At 46.9% G+C, this 15604-nt stretch carries 11 protein-coding genes; all 11 read right to left on the bottom strand.

Features of this window, described 5'->3' with window-relative positions; genetic code table 11:
- Window positions 1–201: 201 nt before the first annotated feature.
- The 11 genes from BK127_RS15440 to BK127_RS15395 all read right to left on the bottom strand — a co-directional run bounded on the left by BK127_RS15440 (window position 202) and on the right by BK127_RS15395 (window position 15558).
- A complete protein-coding gene (locus BK127_RS15440) occupies window positions 202–1527 on the bottom strand; it encodes a replication-associated recombination protein A (protein WP_076231671.1) in 1326 nt (441 codons plus the stop codon).
- Window positions 1528–1688: 161 nt separating this feature from the next.
- Window positions 1689–2441 (bottom strand): tRNA threonylcarbamoyladenosine dehydratase, encoded by a 753-nt coding sequence (locus tag BK127_RS15435; protein WP_076231669.1) that lies wholly within the window; start codon window positions 2439–2441, stop codon window positions 1689–1691.
- Between the two features lie 244 nt (window positions 2442–2685).
- Window positions 2686–4467, bottom strand: coding sequence for an aspartate--tRNA ligase (gene aspS, locus BK127_RS15430; protein ID WP_076231667.1), 1782 nt, complete (start codon window positions 4465–4467; stop codon window positions 2686–2688).
- Window positions 4468–4516: 49 nt separating this feature from the next.
- Entirely contained in the window at window positions 4517–5794 is a 1278-nt protein-coding gene (gene hisS, locus BK127_RS15425) for a histidine--tRNA ligase (RefSeq protein ID WP_076231665.1), read from the bottom strand.
- Between the two features lie 442 nt (window positions 5795–6236).
- Complete coding sequence (locus BK127_RS15420; RefSeq protein WP_076231663.1) at window positions 6237–8195, bottom strand: FAD-dependent oxidoreductase; 1959 nt, start codon at window positions 8193–8195, stop codon at window positions 6237–6239.
- 260 nt (window positions 8196–8455) lie between these two features.
- Window positions 8456–8632, bottom strand: coding sequence for a hypothetical protein (locus BK127_RS43705; RefSeq protein ID WP_179097493.1), 177 nt, complete (start codon window positions 8630–8632; stop codon window positions 8456–8458).
- 148 nt (window positions 8633–8780) lie between these two features.
- Window positions 8781–9221 (bottom strand): D-aminoacyl-tRNA deacylase, encoded by a 441-nt coding sequence (gene dtd / locus BK127_RS15415; RefSeq protein WP_076231661.1) that lies wholly within the window; start codon window positions 9219–9221, stop codon window positions 8781–8783.
- Window positions 9222–9243: 22 nt separating this feature from the next.
- The gene (locus BK127_RS15410) at window positions 9244–11436 is read right to left on the bottom strand and encodes a RelA/SpoT family protein (RefSeq protein WP_076231659.1); all 2193 of its coding nucleotides are present in this window, start codon (window positions 11434–11436) and stop codon (window positions 9244–9246) included.
- Window positions 11437–11581: 145 nt separating this feature from the next.
- Window positions 11582–12094 (bottom strand): adenine phosphoribosyltransferase, encoded by a 513-nt coding sequence (locus tag BK127_RS15405; protein ID WP_076231657.1) that lies wholly within the window; start codon window positions 12092–12094, stop codon window positions 11582–11584.
- A complete protein-coding gene (recJ, locus tag BK127_RS15400) occupies window positions 12091–14532 on the bottom strand; it encodes a single-stranded-DNA-specific exonuclease RecJ (RefSeq protein ID WP_076231655.1) in 2442 nt (813 codons plus the stop codon). Before recJ ends, BK127_RS15405 begins: the two co-directional genes overlap by 4 nt.
- A 63-nt stretch (window positions 14533–14595) precedes the next feature.
- Complete coding sequence (locus tag BK127_RS15395; RefSeq protein ID WP_305954301.1) at window positions 14596–15558, bottom strand: cation diffusion facilitator family transporter; 963 nt, start codon at window positions 15556–15558, stop codon at window positions 14596–14598.
- Window positions 15559–15604 lie beyond the last annotated feature (46 nt).

Genomic DNA, 15604 nt, shown 5'->3' with positions numbered 1-15604 from the left:
GTTTCGATGCTTAATTAAGAAGCCTTCGTCATTCTTTTACGAGCATAATATAACTCTATAATTAAATTATATATGATTAAACTATACAGTCAAACCGTGGGCTATGCTTAAAAGTTAAACAAAACAGTCAAAAAGCTTGATCAGTTAAACTTATACCGAGAATTAGCCTTAAATGAGGCTAAAATGGGCCAGCCTGACCCATTATCGCGATTTTCGCTGCTTTTGCCCGTTTCTGCGCTCTTGATTAAGCCTTATTTTATCCTCCATGCCCTGTTCGGTTGCGTCGTAGAAGGTTTGCTCTTTGAGCTTGTCCGGTAAATACTGCTGGTCCACATAGTGCCCAGGAAAGTTATGAGGATATTGATAACCAACATGCCCAAGCTTCTCCGAACCTTTATAATGCGCATCACGTAAATGCAGGGGTACCTCGGCTGCGCCCAGAAGCTCAAAGGCTCCCATGACTTTGCCAATAGCGAGTGGAATCGCATTGGATTTGGGACTTTCAACAGCAAACAAAATGGCTTGAGCAATCACATATTTTGATTCCGGCCAGCCGATCTTATGATAGGCATCCATCGCCGTTACGGATTGCAGCATCGCCTGTGGATTAGCCAAACCTATATCCTCGCTGCTCGCTACTATCAGGCGGCGCAGAAAGGTCATCGGATCCATGCCCAGCTTCTCTACCGCATAGAGGAACCAGAACAGCGCTGCGTCACTGGAGCCGCGGATGCTCTTGTGGAAGGCTGAGAGCACATCATACTGAGTCGATTCATCTGCTTTGACGGTAGGACGCCGTATCGACTCCTCTGCCACCTCCAGCGTAATGTGTACCGCTCCGCTCCTATCCGGCGGAGTCGTTAGCGCAGCAAGTTCAAGCGCATTAAGTGCGCGGCGAATATCGCCCCCAGCCATGCGAGCAATATGCGCAAGCGCTTCCTCCGTAGCTGCGATAGGCAACGAGCCAAGGCCGCGCTCTCGGTCAGTAAGCGCTCGGTGCAGCGCCACAAGCGAGTGCTCTTGAGTTAAGGCCTGCAGCTCAAACAGCGTGGATCTTGACAAGAGTGCGCCATTCACATGATGAAATGGATTCTCGGTCGTAGCCCCAATGAGCACGATAATACCCTGCTCGACAGCAGGAAGCAGCGCATCCTGACGTGACGTATTGAATCGATGCACCTCGTCCAGAAACAAAATGGTTTTGCGACCGTACAGCGTCTTATTGTCTTTGGCTTGTTCAATGACTTCACGCACATCTTTGACGGTAGCATCCACCGCATTCAATTTGATAAAAGTGCCTTGTGTAGCATGCGAAATAATGTTCGCAAGCGTTGTCTTTCCTGTTCCTGGTGGGCCGTATAACAGTATGGATGATACCTGATCTGCTTCTATAGCCCGGCGCAGCAGCTTACCCGGACCGACGATCTGTTCCTGACCAATATATTCATCTAGCGTAACCGGTCGCATCCGATCTGCGAGCAGCTTCCCTGCCGGGCTTTTCTCCTCTGCTAATGAAAATAAATCCATGCTTCATTCACAACCTCTATCGTATTCATATCTAGATTTCAAATAGTAAAAAAAGCACAGGAGAACTCCTTACGGAGCTTCCCCTATGCTTTACATTATAAAGGACTTTTTAGGCGTTTACAAAATGTGGTCACATTTGTGCCCACTACACTCCAAAATCCTCAGTCCTGATTCGATTTTTCCAGTAAATCTTTCACTACCACACTGACTGCAATCAATCCCGCTACAGGCGGCACGAAGGCATTGCTGGCCGGTGGCTGCTTAGCCTTACGAATTTCAGGCGCATTTTCCGGAACGATTTTCTGCGTAACGTCCACTCTCGGCTTAAGGGGGGCTTCCGTCGAAAAGACGACCTTAACTCCCTTTTTGATTCCATCCTTACGCAGCTTGTTTCTGATGACACGGGCTAATGGGTCCATGGAGGTTTTGGAAATATCGGCAACCTGAAACTTGGTAGGATCCATTTTGTTAGCCGCACCCATACTCGATATGATCGGTATTTTACGTTCCAGGCATTGTTTGATCAAATGAATTTTGTAGCTGATTGTATCCGAAGCATCCACAACATAATCCAAAGGATAAGCAAACAACTGCTCGTACGTTTCTTCCGTATAAAACATTCGCAAGGAAACGACGTCGCATTCAGGATTGATTTGTAAAATACGGTCGCGCATCAAATCGGCTTTGGGCTGGCCAACTGTCGACATCAGAGCATGCACCTGACGGTTAATGTTCGTAATATCGACTACATCCTTATCGATCAGCACGAGCCGCCCAATCCCTGTACGGGCTAATGCTTCAGCAGCCATCCCGCCTACGCCTCCGATGCCTAATACCGCTACGCAACTGTTACGCAGGATTTCCAGACCTTCCGGTCCGATGGCAAGCTCCGTTCTTGAAAACTGGTGCAGCATGAAAAAACTACTCCTTTCGGTGGTGACCCTCCCAAACCCTCCCTATAGGGAGGGCCCCAAAGGGCTTTGCCCTCTGGACTCCCTTTGTTGTGCTCAGACGGTGTGGTTCTCGGGTCGCTTTCCGTCCCTATGGGACACGCTTGACTGTTGGTATGATGCTTGGTTGATAGACTGCGATTTCTCGGAGCGCTTTAGCCCCTACGGGACAAGCTTGACTGTTGGTGCAGGGCTTACTTACTACTTATTACGCTTTTGCAGCGGGTTGCTTAAGGGCTAAGCGGATTGACAATTGTTCCAGCTGTTTGTCGTCTACTGGGCCTGGTGCATCTGTTAGTAAGTCGGTAGCACTCGCGGTTTTAGGGAACGCAATCGTTTCACGCAGGTTGGTGCGTTTTGTAATTAACATTACGAGACGGTCAAAACCGAAGGCAATACCGCCGTGTGGAGGAGTTCCGTATTCAAAAGCTTCCAGCAGGAAGCCGAATTTTTCTTGTGCTTCTTCTTTGCTGAAGCCGAGAGCTTGGAACATTTGCTCTTGAACCTCACGCTTGTAGATCCGCATGGAGCCGCCGCCAACTTCGTAGCCGTTTAGTACCAAGTCATAAGCTTGCGCTCTGATCTTGCCTGGGTCGGTATCGAAGAAATGTACGTCTTCTTCATTAGGACGGGTGAACGGATGGTGCTCGGCAACATAACGTTTGGCTTCTTCATCATAGCCCAACAGCGGGAAGTCCATAACCCACGCGAATTTGAATTCGTTCTCGTCGATCAGACCAAGATCGCGTCCGATTTTCAAACGAAGATTACCTAATACATCAGCAACAACCTTTTTGCTGTCTGCCGAGAATAACAGTAAATCTCCCTCTTCTGCTTCCAGACGAGTCTTTAACGCGGCAAGCTCTTCTTCGGAGAAGAATTTAACGATCGGGCCTTTCATTTCGCCTTCCTTGAGCACTACCCAAGCAAGACCTTTAGCGCCATAGCGTCCAGCGAATACGCCCAAGTCATCAATTTCCTTACGGCTCCAGCTGCCGCAGCCTTTGGCATTAAGCGCTTTGACTTGACCGCCCTTTTCGACAACGGAAGCAAATACTTTAACACCGGAGTTTACTACGATATCGGATACATCTTTAAGCTCAAGGCCGAAACGCAAATCTGGCTTATCCGAGCCATATTTGCCCATAGCATCAGCATAGCTGATACGCTGGAACGGACGTGCAAGCTCGGTGCCAGTAGTCACTCTGAACAGCTCAACAGTAAGCTCCTCCATCATATCGAGCAATTGATCCTGCGACAGGAAGGAGGTCTCGATGTCGACTTGTGTAAATTCAGGCTGACGGTCCGAACGCAAATCTTCATCGCGGAAACAGCGTGCAATCTGGTAATAACGCTCCAAGCCGCCTACCATAAGCAGCTGCTTAAAGATTTGTGGAGATTGCGGTAAAGCAAAAAATTCACCCGGATGCACACGGCTTGGCACCAAATAATCACGCGCGCCTTCAGGCGTGCTTTTGGTCAAAATCGGTGTTTCTACTTCCAAAAAGCCATTGGCATCAAGGAAGTCACGGAATACTTTGGCAGCTTTGGAACGCAGCATCAGCGTACGCTGCATCTCCGGACGACGCAGGTCCAGGTAACGATATTTCAAACGTAAAGATTCGTCGATTTCGATTCCGTCTTCGATGAAGAATGGCGGGTTTTTGGCAGCATTCAAGATTTCAATCTCAGTAACCTGAATTTCGATTTCACCCGTTTGCAGGTTGGCATTAATCGTAGCTGCATCACGCTCAACAACTTTACCACTGACTGCCAGAACGTATTCATTACGTGCACGGTCACCTATAGTTAAGGCTTCACCTGAAAAATCAGGATTGAATACGATTTGTACCAAACCACTGCGGTCACGCAAATCAATGAACAATACGCCGCCCAAATCGCGTCTTCTTTGTACCCAGCCGTTCAGAATAACGGTCTCTCCTACATTTGCTTTCGTTAACGCTCCACAATGATGGGTTTTCAACAACATGACTATCATCAACCTCCAGGTTTTGTTAGATAAAGTTAGATCAAAATTCTTAGTTCAGCTTTATAGACTTCATATGTGCTACAAATTGGTCAAGCTTCACGGTTTGCTGCTCGCCACTCACCATCGACTTGATCGTGATCTCACCGCGTTCAAGCTCATCGTCACCGAGAATTGCAACATAGGAAGCTTTGTAACGATCAGCCGATTTCATTTGCGCTTTAATTTTACGGCCCAAATAATCTTTTTCTGCCTTCAGGCCAGCCAGTCGAAGCCATTGCAATTGCTTGGTAACTTCCTTCTCTGCAGCTTCTCCCAGACCAACCAGATAAATATCGAGCAGCTTCACAGCAGGAAGCTCCACATTTTGCGCCTGTAGGATTAGCAGAGTACGTTCCAGACCCAGTCCAAGACCAACTCCAGGCTGATCGTTGCTGCCGCCACCAATTTGGCCTACAAGTCCGTTATAACGGCCGCCTCCACCAATTGTATCAATAGCTCCAATACCTGCCGCCTTATACTCAAATGCCGTATGCGTGTAGTAATCAAGTCCGCGGACCAAGCGTGGATTAATACGGTAGGGAATGTTCATGGCACTCAGATGTTCTTGGACCGCGGCAAAATGAGCGGTACATTCCTCGTCCAAATATTCCAGAATGGTCGGGGCGCCCTCGCAAAACTTTTGATCCACCTTGCAATCCAGAATCCGCATCGGATTTCGATCATAGCGGGATTGGCAATCGGAGCACAGCTGGTCTTTTACCGGGGCAAAAAACTCCTGCAGCTTCAGCTTGAATACGTCTCGACAAGCAATAGTTCCAACCGAGTTAATATCGACGGTCACATTCTTGATACCAAGCTCATTATAAAATGTGTATCCCAGCGCGATCACTTCCGCATCAATACTTGGGTCCACCGATCCGAAGGCTTCAATGCCAAACTGATGGAACTGGCGATATCGTCCGGCTTGCGGCTGCTCGTATCGGAACATCGGTCCGATATAAAACAGCTTGCTGACGTCTGGCTCACCGAACAGCTTATTTTCCACATAGGCACGGACAACACCAGCTGTTCCTTCCGGACGCAGCGAGAAGCTTAGCGGCTTGTTGCGATCACCTTTAGCTTCAAACGTATACATTTCCTTCTCCACGATATCCGTTGTTTCACCAACACCCCGTTGAAATAGCTCGGTGTTCTCAAAGATCGGTGTGCGAATTTCACGATAATTGAATCGTTGGCACAATTCACGTGCTTTGGATTCTACATACTGCCATTTTTCGATCTCTCCAGGAAGCAGATCCTGGGTCCCCTTCGGTTTCTGAATACTCATATAAGGCTGCTCCTTTCTTCTTTTGCCGGATATGGACGGAAATTAAAAAAGCTCCCGCCCCCGACATCAATTTGTCAGGGACGAGAGACTTATCGACGAAGTCTTCCCGCGGTACCACCCACGATTTGCATCTTAACATCTTAACCATCAAGATACACACTCAAAGCGGTTAACGCCCGCAATACGCAATTCGACTACTGCACAGTATCCATTTACTGTGGTTCCCCGATTGTCCTCCGGGAGGTCTGTTCGTTCGTTTCACATAAGGAAGTTTGCAGCTTGAGCTTCCCTCTCTGGATATGCGAGGATACGAAGTACTTGATCCCATCAACGGATATATAATCCTATTCAATAACCATTATTGTAATAGCGAATTTTGGCAAAGTCAAGCCATTTGCTTGATAATGTGTGTTATTCCATTTAAGCACTGCGTTCAATAAGTTTATTTTGCCGCTTTAATATACTTATATACATCATTAATGAGCATGTAAGTATCCCCATTCGACAATTCCTGTTTTTTGGTAATCCCGTCTACGGTCTCTTTGTTCAGGATGCCCTTAGTCAATAAATTGTTCAAAGCATTCGCTGGAGTAGCGTCCTGCTTCAGCAAGGATGCAATCATTTGCGCGGCTGAATCCAGCGTCAATGATTGCTTGGCAGGTTCATTAGCCTTGGCGATTACCGCCGAAGCACTGCCTGACATCGCTCCGGGTTTGAACTTGCGCATGCCTTCCAGCATATTGACCATCCGCTGCTGATTCGAAGCTTTATCCAGATCGAATTCATTCCTGTAACCACCGCTGGAAAGTCCCAGGCTTACAGCTGTCTTTAACCCCTCATACGATTTGTGTTCCATGTAAGGGGCAGGTTTGAGACTATACGGCTTTAAGTCCATTCCTTGGTCATTCAGCATCGTATGCAGCTTGGCAATGGATTCTTTGGATGCCGATAGCTGCCGGAAGCTTATATTTTTATCGATTGCGATCTTCACCGATGCACCGGCAGCTTCGCCTTCAGCCATACCCACCGGTACAACTCGCGCACTGCCGTGAGGAAGTGTATCATAGCTCGCGGCTCGGCCAACGACCAGCAATCCATCTACCTTAAGCGGTACAATACTGCGGTAAGGCACCGCATATTTATCTGGATCAATCACGACTGCCCCATTATCTTTGGGGCTTGTCCGTTGAATATCAACCGGATATCCGCCAAATGCGATACGGTCCCATTGATCCCGATTTTCCAGCAAATCGATAATCGACAATCTGTATTCACCCTGCATATGGCGTGATTCGCGCACATATAGCTCAGGTGCAATTCCTGCCAGCTCTACACCTTCAAATTCAGGGTACTGCTCCTTCAGATATGCCAGAACATTAGGAAGCTCGTCCTTGGCAATCTGGAAGGCTTCCTGCCGTGATTTAGGATCAAAAGGATCGACGCCAAAAATTTGCAGTGCATTAACGAGCATCGTATTATCGTTTTGTCGTCCACCGTTTAGGCCGCGCATTCTTACCTTTTCTTTATTAACAGCGGGGTAGTCCTGCATTTTGGTTAATCCCCACAGACTCATTTCATTGATTCCGTATACACCAAGCCCTTTGTCCTCAGCTTGTATCGGCTTGCTAAAGCTGGCCCAGCGTTCAGGCGTAATATCGCTAAGTCTGAATACAGCTGTGACCGCCATCCGGCTTTTGGGGTCCATCAAATCTTCGCGTCCCACTGTAAAAGGAACACCTGCTGCTGCTGCTATGTCTCCATCCTGTGTTGCATCAATAACCGCCTTCGCTTCGATAGCAACCCTGCTGCCATCTGATTTGGTAACGACTATACCCGTTACACGGGCAAGCGCTCCAGCTCCTGCTGTGGCCATCTGCGGCTCGATCTTCTTTGTTTTCAACAGCAAATCGATATTATCTTCTTTGCTCACAATATCATTAAACACATTAGCCGCTGTTACCACATCGAAGGAATCCCCTTCAATACGTCCATACCATTCACTGAATATCCCTTTATTCAGAATGTCATGATTCGACAATAAGCCTTTGCTGGGCTCATAGTTCATGTCCAGACTGTTCAGCCACCCCAGTGTCATTAATCCTCCGAGGATCTCACGATCATACCCATCCACTAAAAGTGTTTTGAGACCGTTACGTGCTGCCGATACCGCTGCAGCCAAGCCTTCCGGATCAGTTCCCACTACTATAAGATCATAGCTGCTTTTAATAATTTTGCTGCTTTTCACTACGGTTAGCTGCTGTGGCTTACCAGGTCCTCCTGATGAAGTCATCTTCGTAGCTAACAAATATGTACCTGCTCCTATTACGGCCACGAGCAGCACAGCAAACACTGCCAGCTGCCATCCCTTACTATTTCCACTTGAATAACCTGCTTTCCCCATCCTGCACCTCGTAAGTATCATTTTTATAATTCGATAAAATTGTGAGTTAAAATTACCCGCACCTTTTAAATACGAGCTATAGGTGACAATGGTTGCAAATGTTCGCTAAAATTCAACAAATGATCATAATTTAATGCTTGTCCGCTACTAATCGACCCATGAATGAACCCAAAACTAGACTAAGTGTATCACAGGTCAGGAAGAGACAAAAGAAAAAACCGCCAGAGCATGCCCTGACGATTTACTTGATCTGCATGTGGTTAACGATAGGTTCGGCGAGGCTGCTGCTTTAGCTGCTCTGTAACCGATGAATAGTCTGCAGTGACTTCATTGCCGTTCAAACTGGCAGCAACCATTCCTACAGACTCCCCCAAGCCGCAGGATAGCAGCTGCTGCTCAGGTCGATAAACGATATTTTGATTAACAGACTTATGCATAGGAAACAAGCTCCTTTTCAGTACTAGCTGATCGAGTTGACGGCTCGTTCACTGCTGAGCTTATTATTTCCACATTGAATTGCATTTATCCGTATGCCATACCGTATGCGCAGCATATCGTAAGAGCGGTTTGAGGCAGAAAGAACAGCTATCGGCTATCAATAATTAAGGTAACCGGGCCGTCATTAACTAAGGCTACATCCATCATTGCGCCGAACACTCCATTTTCCACCTGTAAGCCAAGCCTGCGAAGATGCTCATTGAACTGCTCATATAAGGGTTCAGCTTGCTCCGGCCTGGCAGCAGCCATAAAGTTGGGACGTCTTCCTTTACGGCAGTCCCCATAAAGCGTAAACTGTGAAACCGACAAGATTTGGCCTGCTGTCTCGGTGATGGACAGATTCATTTTACCTGTCTTGTCCTCGAATATGCGTAACCCGGCTATTTTCTCAGCTGCATATCGGGTATCCTGCTCGGTATCCTCATGAGTGACACCAACCAGCAGCACAAGACCGTTCCGAATCGAACCGACCGTGACTCCATCCACCACAACGCTAGCCTGCTTACTACGCTGAACAACAATACGCACCTTGCGCACACCTCAATTAAGTTTATGTCTGCATGATCCGTTGTACCGAATAAATATCACGGATCCGTTTGATTTTTTCAACGACAGAATGCAAATGCTCAATATTGCGAATCAATATCGACATATGAATAACCGCCATCTTGTTTTTGTCCGAACGGCCAGAGACAGCCGATATGATTGTTTTGCTTTCGGAAACGGCCTGCAGCACTTCATTTAACAAGCCCATTCGATCATGTCCCGCAATTTCAATTTCTACGTTATAGCTGGCTTCAACCGAATCTACCCACTCCACCTCGATCAGGCGATTACCTTCTTCGCTCCCATCGTCTGCGGGAATATTCGTACAATCCTCACGATGCACCGAAACACCTCGGCCACGAGTAATGTAGCCAACAATAACATCCCCTGGAACCGGATTGCAGCAGCGTGCAAAACGAACGAGCAAATTGTCTACGCCTTTAACTCGAACTCCGTGTGTAGGCCGACTTTTCTTCTCGGCTGTGGCTCCCTTGACTTCTTTAATCTCATTGGTAAGCTGGAGCGCTTGCTGCTGTGCTTCTTCCGCTTCTTTACGTATTTTATCGGTAAGACGGGTAACGATTTGTGCAGCAGTAATTCCACTAAAGCCAACCGCAGAGAACATATCTTCGACTTCATGGAAGTTGAACTTTTTGGCGACCTCCATAAGCTCGTTGTCTTTCATAAGAGCCGATGGCTCCAGTCCCAATCGCTTCAGCTCGCGCTCGATTGCTTCTTTACCCTTCTCTACGTTCTCCTCGCGCTTTTCCTTCTTAAACCACTGCCGGATTTTGCTGCGAGCATGTGAGGATTGGGCCAGCTTGATCCAGTCCTGACTCGGTCCATAGGAATGCTTAGAGGTTAATATTTCAATGATATCTCCGGTTTTCAGACGATAATCCAGCGAAACGATACGACCATTTACTTTGGCACCAATAGTACGGTTACCGATCTCGGTATGAATGCGATAAGCAAAATCAAGCGGGACTGAACCTGCTGGCAGCTCGATGACCTCGCCTTTGGGCGTAAAAACAAACACAAGATCGGAGAAAAAATCCATCTTTAATGACTCTACAAATTCGGAAGCATCCTCGGCATCCTGCTGAAGCTCCAATATTTCCCGGAACCAGCTCATCTTATCTTCAAAGCTGCCTGACGGTACGACACTGCCCTCTTTATAGGCCCAATGTGCTGCTACACCGTATTCCGAGGTTCTATGCATTTCACCTGTACGGATCTGAACCTCTAGCGGCTCCCCCTTGGGGCCAATTACTGTCGTATGCAGAGACTGGTACATATTGGATTTGGGCATAGCGATATAGTCCTTAAACCGACCTGGCATAGGCTTCCAAAGTGTATGAATGATACCAAGTGTAGCATAGCAATCTTTTATATTGTCCACGATGATACGGAGCGCTAGCAGATCGTAAATCTCATTGAACTGCTTATTGCGAGCTGTCATCTTTTTATAAATGCTGTAGATGTGCTTGGGGCGCCCTGAAATATCCGGCTCTATTCCCATTTCGGAGAGCTTTTCGCTGACATTATGCACGACGTCCTCGATATATTGCTCACGTTCGACACGCTTTTTTTGCATCAAATTGACAATCCGGTAATATTGCTGCGGGTTGAGGTAACGAAGAGCGATGTCCTCCATTTCCCATTTGATCGCAGAGATCCCCAGTCTATTGGCAATTGGACAAAATATTTCCAGTGTTTCATCAGCAATACGCCGCTGGCTTTCCTCGGACTGATATTTTAATGTGCGCATGTTGTGCAGGCGATCGGCCAATTTGATAAGAATAACCCGAATATCCTGAGCCATCGCAACAAACATTTTGCGGTAATTTTCGTTCTGATGCTCTTCTTTGCTCTTGAATTTAATTTTCTCAAGCTTGGTCAAGCCATCTACAATCATGGCACAGGTTTTCCCGAATTTGGCATTAACAATGTCCAGCGAAACGGTTGTATCCTCAACAACGTCATGGAGCAGCGCGGCGATGATTGAAGTTGCATCCATCTGCATGTTGACAACAATATCCGCAACTGCTAATGGATGTAAAATATAGGGCTCGCCCGACTTGCGAACTTGCCCGGAATGGGCCTGCTCAGCAAACTCGTATGCTTCCCTGATACGCTTCAAATCATGTTCTTTTATAAACCCCGACGCCTTTTCAAGAAGCTGCTCAATCCCCATTCGCTTTACTCATTCCCTTAATTCGATTTTAGTCCATTATGCATTTTTCATAGGCAATACGTCAACTTATTTACGACATTTCGACATATTTTGTCGAAAACAAAACCCGGATCCTTTGTCCGGGTTTTGTTTCAAAGCGTACCTTTTAGTAGGTTACCAATGAAATAATATCTATCGGACCCAGCTTTTCGCGTCCATTCAGCTCTAACAACTCAATCAAAAAGGCAGCTCCGACCACTTGTCCACCCAACTGCTCAATCAGATTGATCGAGGTCGCTATCGTTCCTCCTGTGGCAAGAAGGTCATCAGCAATCAGCACCTTTTGACCTGGCTGAATCGCGTCTTGGTGCATGGCAAGCTTATCCTTGCCGTATTCCAAAGCGTAATCCGCTTCAATGGTATGGCCGGGAAGCTTGCCGCTTTTCCGAATCGGTATGAAGCCTACTCCGAGAGCGATGGCGAGCGGCGCACCAATAACGAATCCTCTTGCTTCCGGTCCGGCGATACAGTCAATTTCGACTTCCTTTAACTGACGCGCCAGCTCGTTAATAACTTCCCGGTAAACGGGCCCATTTTGCAATAAGGTCGTGATGTCTTTAAAGCTGATACCAGGCTGCGGGAAATCTTCTATAACACGGATATACGGTTTGAAATTCATATAATACCCTCCAGTAATGGTTTGTTTGATTGTTGCTTTTGCTCCATCAGCCATTCATGCAGCTCCTGAGCACTTGAATAGAGCAATGCCTGCTCTACCTCGACATGAAGCTGTCGATTTTGGTAAATCTGAGATTGAGTGAGATCTTTTTTGTCAGGTTTGACTACGAGCCTATAGCTGCCTGCAGATTGTGTAATTAAGCCCACCTCGGTAAACACATCCAGTATAAATTGAATAAGACTGGAAGAAAGACCTGAACGCTTCGACAGACTGGCTATGAAAGCTGCAGACGGACTCGCTGCTGCTTGCTGTTGAACGGCTCCGTACACGGTCTTAAACATATCTCGCGATGGCAGAGCACCTTCATAAACAGTTCCACCCTGATAAAATATCGCATAGACACGCTCCATACCGACTGCTGAACTAAGAGCTGCACCCAGGCTTGATAATTCTGAAGGAAGATCGAAAAGAATCATATCGGTCACCATGGACAGATTGCTCTGTCTAGCCAGCTCGTTCGAAGGCATCAGGCTGCTGCCATTCTCTTTCGCCAACACCCACACCGGAAGCTTGTTCACGATGGAGCCAAGCATGCTTGTATTACTGGCATGAAACATGAGAATACCAGCCCGTGCGTCACCACCTGAGCTTCGCCCATCAACACGTTCCGCCAGCTCGGCGAGCTTAGGCTCTATCTTGGCAATGCCCCGCCAATCAAACATCTGCATATGAGCAATCCGCAAATCCTGAATCATTACCTGAGGCTTACGGACTCCGTTCCATTCATTTATGGACAGCTCTCCAAGAACATCCATTGCTGCTGTAGAAGAAATCCAGGGCAGCAGCGCGCTTTTATGAAAGCCTACGGCATCAAGGGTAGCGGCACTTTCATCCTTGCTTGTCTTTAATGTTATTTTTACATGCTGCTGTTCTTTACCTATGGTACGAAGCTCTTTATATGCAGCATTGCTAATAATGACCTTGGGTGTGGGATTCCCCATACCGAAAGGCCCAAGCAATTCCAGCTGTTGAACCGTTGTCACTCCAATTTCCTTTAGCGAGCAAACCATATCTACATTCATATAGGGGGTAAAATCGTCCGAACACAACCATTCTTCAGCCAGCAAATTCAAACGCCTTTCCAGCTCAGGCAGATGCTCTCGCGAGAGCGTCAATCCTGCGGCAGCCTGATGTCCTCCGTAATGATCAAGCAGATCTTGACAATGACTTAATGCCTGATATAAATCATAGCCTGCTATCGATCGTGCAGAGCCCTTTGCCAAGCCCGTTTCTTTATCAATACTTAACACAAGCGTGGGGCGATAATATTTGTCAACCAGTTTGGAGGCGACAATGCCTACCACACCTACATTCCAATCCTCTTGGGCAACGACCAGCACCTGCTTGAGCGGCGCTGATTTGCTTTCCTGAACAATCTCATAGGCTTGCTTGGTCATCTCTTCAACAATTCTTTGCCGTTCTTTGTTTAGCTGATCCAGCTGATAGGCCATCTGTTCGGCATCCTGCTGATTATCAGTAATGAGCAGACGAACGGCATCGTCGGCATGTTCAAGCCTTCCACTGGCATTGATTCGAGGGGCCAGAGTAAAGCCGATATGCGTGGAATTGACATCCTTCAAATTAATACCCGCCGCATCAAACAGAGCGCGTATCCCAGGATTGGATGAAGACTGCATGCGTTTGAGTCCTTGCTTGACGATCATTCGATTCTCATTCAATAAGGGCATCAAATCGGCGACCGTACCGATGGCTGCGAACTCCAGCAGCTCCGAAGGCCAACGGCCCAGTAAAGCCTGAGCCAGCTTGAAAGCTACACCTACACCAGCCAACTGCTTGAACGGATAAGGACAGCCTGGTTTTTTGGGATTTATAATGATGCACTCCTGCGGCAGGTGTTCCGGTGGTTCGTGATGATCCGTCACAATCACTTCAAGACCCAACTGTCTGGCATAAGCAATTTCCTCAACAGCGCTGATACCCGTATCAACCGTAATGATTAATTGAACTCCGTGCTGGAGAGCTAAATCGAGAGCTTTGTTATTTAACCCGTACCCTTCATGAATCCGGTGCGGTATGTAATAATCAAAGGCTGCCTGCATTTGATTCAGCAAATGGATCATCAATACGGTGCTGCTGATCCCATCTGCATCATAATCTCCGTAGATGCGAATCTTTTCACCTTGTTCAATAGCCAATCGAATACGGGAAACCGCTTCTCCCATTCCATCCAAAAGGAACGGATCATGATTCCAATCCGTTCCTTCGTCAAGAAAAGCTTTGGCTTGTTCAATATTCGTCATTCCTCGGGCAATAAGCAGACGAGCAAGTAATGGTTCTATCTGAAGCTCCTGCGCCAGCTTTTCCACTTGATCGTCATCCGCTTCAGTTATGTTCCATTTTGCCTTTGCGTGAAGCATATTTTACCCTCCTGAAAGTTTTGCGTTGCAAAACTAGCTTCGTTAAGCATCTACTTAGCTTTCCTAATGAAGCATCGATGAAAATTGGTCCTGCTCCAAATCAATATTATTTTTATAGGGATATCCCGCATCATATGGATTGACATGAATATAAACCTCAGCAACATGGATATGCCGCTTCATTAAGGCTTGCTTAACCGTTTTTGCAATGTCATGGCCTTCAAGCACACTGATTCGTGGGTTTACACTGATTTTGATATCCACAATCACATAGTGTCCCTGTTCACGTGCACGCAAATATTCGACAGCAATTACCCCTTTAATAACCTGCACCGTGCGCATCAGCTCTGCTACATCCTCATCATGAAGTACATGCTCTAATGTCTGGTGAATGGACTCCATTACAAGACGGTAGCCCATTCTCACAACAAGTACGGCTACCAATAAGCCTGCAAGCGGATCAAGGTAATATAAATAATTATTTCCCAGGTAATTACCTGATAGCGCACCCACTACACCGATCAATACGACAAATGAAGAATACATCCCCAAACGGTGCTTCCGGGCGCTTGCAATTAAATCTTGATTCGACATTTTTTTACCCAGACGGTATTGATATTGGAACATCGTTTCTTTAAGAATGATCGACAGCACAATCGCAATGAGTGCAGTAGCTTTCGGAGGCGAATCCACTCCATAATAAATCGTTTTAACGGATGAAAAACAAATCTCGATACCAATAACCAATAGTAATACCGACACAATAATGGCGGCAATGGATTCAGCCTTCCCTTGCTTATAGAGAGGATTTCCATCCGGTTGTTGTTTGGCAGCACGCTGTCCCATCAGCATGGCACATGAATGTCCAGCAGTTGAAACTGAGTACAAGGCATCAGCAATGAGCGCCTTGCTTCCTGAGATATAACCGAATACACCTTTCAGGGCAGCAAGAAAAATATTTCCAATGATTCCGATCCAGTAGGCGAATTCCGTTTTTTGAAAACGTTCCTCTGTCAAAAGAGCCACTCCCTAAAAATTGATAGAAAGGCCGCGGAACCGTTCAGTTCACGCG

The organism is Paenibacillus sp. FSL H7-0331 (genome assembly GCF_001956045.1).
The sequence above is the reverse complement of the archived record's forward strand: the minus strand, read 5'-3'. Positions and strand labels throughout refer to the sequence as shown.

What these genes read in the sequence shown, in the direction of transcription:
- BK127_RS15405 (WP_076231657.1), bottom strand. Translation starts at nt 12,094, where the DNA reads ATGAATTTCAAACCGTATATCCGTGTTATAGAAGATTTCCCGCAGCCT.
- BK127_RS15410 (WP_076231659.1), bottom strand. Translation starts at nt 11,436, where the DNA reads ATGGGGATTGAGCAGCTTCTTGAAAAGGCGTCGGGGTTTATAAAAGAA.
- BK127_RS15435 (WP_076231669.1), bottom strand. Translation starts at nt 2,441, where the DNA reads ATGCTGCACCAGTTTTCAAGAACGGAGCTTGCCATCGGACCGGAAGGT.
- aspS (WP_076231667.1), bottom strand. Translation starts at nt 4,467, where the DNA reads ATGTTGTTGAAAACCCATCATTGTGGAGCGTTAACGAAAGCAAATGTA.
- BK127_RS43705 (WP_179097493.1), bottom strand. Translation starts at nt 8,632, where the DNA reads ATGCATAAGTCTGTTAATCAAAATATCGTTTATCGACCTGAGCAGCAG.
- hisS (WP_076231665.1), bottom strand. Translation starts at nt 5,794, where the DNA reads ATGAGTATTCAGAAACCGAAGGGGACCCAGGATCTGCTTCCTGGAGAG.
- BK127_RS15420 (WP_076231663.1), bottom strand. Translation starts at nt 8,195, where the DNA reads ATGGGGAAAGCAGGTTATTCAAGTGGAAATAGTAAGGGATGGCAGCTG.
- BK127_RS15440 (WP_076231671.1), bottom strand. Translation starts at nt 1,527, where the DNA reads ATGGATTTATTTTCATTAGCAGAGGAGAAAAGCCCGGCAGGGAAGCTG.
- recJ (WP_076231655.1), bottom strand. Translation starts at nt 14,532, where the DNA reads ATGCTTCACGCAAAGGCAAAATGGAACATAACTGAAGCGGATGACGAT.